This window comes from Marinobacter iranensis, from assembly GCF_029207565.1.
Lineage (GTDB): Bacteria > Pseudomonadota > Gammaproteobacteria > Pseudomonadales > Oleiphilaceae > Marinobacter > Marinobacter iranensis.
In genome coordinates this window covers 1-260 of the sequence record NZ_JANCMW010000263.1, presented here as the reverse complement: position 1 = coordinate 260, position 260 = coordinate 1, and the positions used below count along the sequence as shown (strand labels likewise).

The following is a 260-nucleotide window of genomic DNA, read 5'->3' as shown; positions in this document are numbered from 1 at the left end:
CGAGCTCGCCAGCTATGACGGCATCATCGTCGGCGCGCCGACCCGGTTCGGCCGCATGGCGAGCCAGATGGCTTCGTTCTGGGATCGCGCCGGCGGCGTCTGGTTCCAGGGCCAGCTGAACGGCAAGGTCGGCGGCGCCTTCACCTCGACCGCCACCCAGCATGGCGGCCAGGAGACGACGCTCTTCTCGATCATCACCAACCTGCTGCACTTCGGCCTGACCGTCGTCGGCCTGGACTATGGCTTCCAGGGGCAGTCCG

1 protein-coding gene is annotated in these 260 nt (G+C 68.1%); it reads left to right on the top strand.

Features of this window, described 5'->3' with window-relative positions; all coding sequences use genetic code 11:
- Positions 1–260, top strand: a 260-nt coding sequence (locus NLU14_RS22295) for an NAD(P)H-dependent oxidoreductase (RefSeq protein WP_275710722.1), incomplete at both ends; no start/stop codon positions are given.